Genomic DNA, 4,355 nt, shown 5'->3' on the forward strand with positions numbered 1-4,355 from the left:
CGGACTGGCAGGATGGACATGATGGACTTGATGGACTTGACTCTGACATTGCTTTAATCTGTAACAACCATCTAGATATTTTCCCTCATCCTTTCCTTTTTAGGACTACCTAAAAATGACAAAAAACAGGCTCTTGCTGATTTCGAGATTGCACTTGACTACTTTAAAAAAGCTCTTAATGAAAAAGCTAATGTTAGGCTCACAGAGACGAAGATTCAGGCAATAAAGAAAAGTCAATCCAAATAAGCCTTTAAATGAAAGATTCAGTTTTTAAATTGTAATTTAAAGAGAAATAGACTAGAAGAGATTTCAATCGCCTATGCGCTTAACCATGAGATGACAAGGTGATCGCCTATACCAAGCTTGCTAAAATAGGCACAACTCACAATCACCAATCTAACGCAAACCAGAAAAATATGCTTGCCATATCTCAAGAACCATCCAGAATGTCCATAAAAGAATATCTTGAATGGGAACCCCAACAAGACCTCCGCCATGAATATATCGATGGTGAAGTATTTGCCATGACAGGCGGCACACTTGCCCACAACGACATCACCCTCAACCTCTACAGAACCCTATATCCCCAAGTGCGATCGCGTGGCTGTCGCATCAATGTCGCTGATGTCAAAGTGCAAGTTACGACCAATAGCCCCTATTACTATCCTGATGTCGTTGTCAGTTGTGATCCTCAAGATCTCAACGCCCGTAAATTCATCCAAAGTCCGACCATAATTGCCGAAGTTCTCTCACCTGGAACCAGTGCCAGAGATCGCGGTGAGAAATTTACCAATTACCTCACCATCCCTAGCTTACAAGAATATCTACTCATCAATTCCGACAAAATATCAGTAGAGCGCTACGCACGCGGCGAAGGCAGAATGTGGCTGTATTATCCCTATATTGCTGGCGATACGATTACCTTATCAAGTCTTGAATTTGAGTTTGCGATCGAACTTCTCTATGAAGGGATTTTATTTTAACTAGAATAGAGAACCTTTAATCCCAACCCATGACCTTCACAGCAGTCCTAGAGAACATAGCAAGATCGCAAATCGCCACAAAAATAAGCGAGAAACTGAAAACAGCCAAAAGCATATCCCTATCAGGACTATCACGCTTAGGCAAAGGACTGATTAGCACCCACCTATGCCAACAACAAACCAAACCATTACTCATCGTCACCGCCACCGTCGAAGAAGCAACCCGATGGGCCTTACAACTCCAGTCAATGTCATGGCGAGTCTATCTATATCAGCCCCTTGATACGTTTCCATACGAATCTGCCCAAATAGATCTGGAAACTGCTTGGACAAGAATTGAGATATTAGCGGAACTGCTTGCCAAACCACAGCCTAACTTAGCGATCGCTACCACCATTAACGCGCTACAGCCCCATCTACCATCCACTCAAGTCTTCCAAAAACATAGCATTTATCTCAATATCGGCGATTCGCAATCGGTTAAATTACTTGCTGCGGCTTTTTCCAGATTAGGATATGTGGAAGTCAAAGAAGTAAAGGAATCAAAACAATGGAGCCACAAAGGGTTTAGTTTTGAAGTGTTTCCAGTTAATCGAAATCTACCCGTTCGTCTAAGCTGCAATCGCGGCACTGTCGAGAAAATCAGAGAGTTTGACCCCACTAATCCCAAAAGCTTCACTGACCTATCCAGCATCGCGATCGCCCCTGTCGATTTGCATGAGTTTGTTTCTGCTCATAAAGCCACATTACTGCATTACTTACCCAAGAATTTCATTGTCGCCCTTGATGAATCTGAACAATGTCAAAGCTATAGCGATCGCTGGTACGAAGCTGCGGAAGAACTTTATCAAAATCAATCGCAAGCCGATACACCGAAACTGCATTGGGACTTTGCTAAGTGCATGACTGAGGCAAAGAAATTTCAGATGCTTCAGCTTAGTGAGCGATCGCTTAAAACCAAAGCCAATATTTTTGATTTTGCCAGTGCTTCTATTCCCATAGTTCCCCATCAGTTTGACCAGATTGCAGCGCTGATTCGTGAATATCTCAACTCGGAATACCAAGTTACTCTGATTTCGGCGCAACCTTTGCGTGTGGCAACTTTACTTAAGGAGTATGACTGCATTGCTAACTTTGTCAGTGATTCTGATGATTTACAGTCAATTGCACGGATTCAGAAAGCTGGTAAACCCGTCATTTTGAAATATTCGGGACTGCTCGAGATGCAAGGCTTTGTTTTGCCTAGTTGTAATCTAGCTCTCTTGACCGATCGCGAATTATTTGGACAGCAATTATTAGCCTCACCAACCTTTGTGCATCCCTCACGGATGAATACAGCTAAATCAGTTAATCCTGACGAGATAAATGTTGGTGATTATGTCGTGCATCGTAAATATGGGATTGGCAAATTTACACGCTTTGAAACCATTGAAGTGAAGGGAGAAAAGCAACCACATTACATCGTTGAGTTTGCTGATGGTAAAACTGCTGTGGCGATCGCGCAGGAAAATGAGAAGATTCTCTCCCGCTATCGCAGTGCTTCAAATAAGCCGCCTAAGTTAAATAGCATCGCCAATACAAAGGCATGGGATAACGCTCTGGGCAAATGCCAAAAGGAGATTTACAAGTTAGCAAGGGATTTACTGCAACTCTATGTCCGCCGCGCTAATTTAGTCGGCTATGCTTTTCCACCTGATACGGATTGGCAACAGGAAATGGAGGATTCTTTTCCCTATCAACTCACGCCCGATCAGGTCAAAGCTGTTCAAGATGTGAAGCAAGACATGGAAAGCGATCGCCCGATGGATAGGTTGGTTTGCGGTGATGTCGGCTTTGGGAAAACGGAGGTGGCAGTAAGAGCAATTTTTAAGGCGGTATGTGCGGGTAAGCAAGTCGCTCTGTTAGCTCCGACGACGATTCTAGCGCAACAGCATTTTCATACGCTCCAAACTCGCTTTGCGGCTTATCCTTTCACTGTGGAGATCGTAAATCGATTTCGCCCTGCGAAGGAGCGCAAGCAGGTTTTACAACAGGTTGCGGATGGGAAAGTTCAAGTCATTGTCGGTACACATCAACTGTTGTCTAAGGATGTTGAATTTCATGATTTGGGCTTGCTGGTAATTGATGAAGAGCAACGCTTTGGCACTTTGCAGAAGGAGAAAATCAAGACGATGAAGGGGGATGTGGATTTATTGACTTTGAGTGCAACGCCAATTCCGCGTACTCTCTATGCGGCGCTTTCTGGGGTGCGGGAAATGAGTGTGATTGCGACTCCACCTCCTTCAAGGCGATCGATTCAAACCCATTTGTTTGCCTATGATGCGTCACTGGTGAAAACAGCGATTCGTCATGAGTTAGACCGTGGTGGTCAGGTGTTTTATGTTGTGCCGCGTATTGAGGGGATTGATGCGATCGCTGTTTCTTTGCAAGCGATGTTGCCAAATGTGAGATTGGCGATCGCCCATGGACAGATGCAAGAGTCAGAGTTAGAGTCGGCGATGGTTGCTTTTAATAACAATGAGGCGGATATTCTGCTCTGTACCACGATTATTGAGTCGGGTTTGGATATTCCGCGTGTGAATACGATTGTGATTGAGGATGCTCATAAGTTAGGTTTAGCGCAACTCTATCAATTGCGTGGTCGGGTTGGTCGGGCGGGGATTCAAGCTCATGCCTATTTGCTATATCCGCCTAACCTTGAGTTAACGGATGCGGCGAAGAAGAGATTGGATGCGATTCAGGAGTTTAGTCAGCTTGGTTCGGGTTATCAACTGGCGATGCGCGATATGGAGATTCGTGGGTTGGGGGATCTCTTGGGTGAGGAGCAGTCGGGTCAGGCGGATGTGATTGGCTTTGCGCTGTACATGGATTTGCTTCAGGAATATATTAATGAGTTACGGGGGAAGATTTTGCCTGAAGTGGCGGATACTGAGCTTCAGTTGCCGCGTTTGGTGGCTTTTATTCCTGATACTTATATAGAGGACAATGAGACGAAGATTAATGCTTATTTGACTTTAGCGAAGGTGAAGTCGAAGGAGGAGATTCTCAAATTGGCTGCGATTTGGGAGAATCTGTATGGGGCTTTGCCTGAAGAAACTCAGGTATTGCTTAGGGTCTGGAGTTTAGACTAAAAAAGGAAAAAAAGGCAGAGTAAAAGAGATACAAACTGCCTAAAGTAGATGAAAAAGAAAAGCACATCTACAGTCATGATTATTGATAAACTACAGAACTTTCGTCAACAGGCATATAATTTTTAGGAAATGGAAGAGATGCAATATTTGACTTAATGGATGCAGTGTTAACCAGTCCAAGCGTGAAATCATTTGCAGAATTATCGTTATCTGCGGTGTATCGGCGGAAATGGTCAAGCCT

The 4,355-nt window shown here is 44.1% G+C and carries 2 protein-coding genes and 1 pseudogene; all 3 read left to right on the forward strand.

The window, feature by feature from the left end:
• The first annotated feature begins 416 nt into the window (after window positions 1-416).
• Window positions 417-983 (forward strand): Uma2 family endonuclease, encoded by a 567-nt coding sequence (locus tag PSE7429_RS21695; RefSeq protein ID WP_009629524.1) that lies wholly within the window; start codon window positions 417-419, stop codon window positions 981-983.
• A gap of 29 nt (window positions 984-1,012) precedes the next feature.
• Window positions 1,013-4,114: a transcription-repair coupling factor gene (gene mfd, locus PSE7429_RS21700; protein ID WP_009629526.1), complete on the forward strand. Its 3,102-nt coding sequence runs from the start codon at window positions 1,013-1,015 to the stop codon at window positions 4,112-4,114.
• Window positions 4,115-4,189: 75 nt separating this feature from the next.
• Window positions 4,190-4,355, forward strand: a pseudogene (locus PSE7429_RS27830) (NF041680 family putative transposase); the annotation flags it as partial.

Source organism: Pseudanabaena biceps PCC 7429 (genome assembly GCF_000332215.1).
Classification (GTDB): Bacteria; Cyanobacteriota; Cyanobacteriia; order Pseudanabaenales; family Pseudanabaenaceae; genus Pseudanabaena; species Pseudanabaena biceps.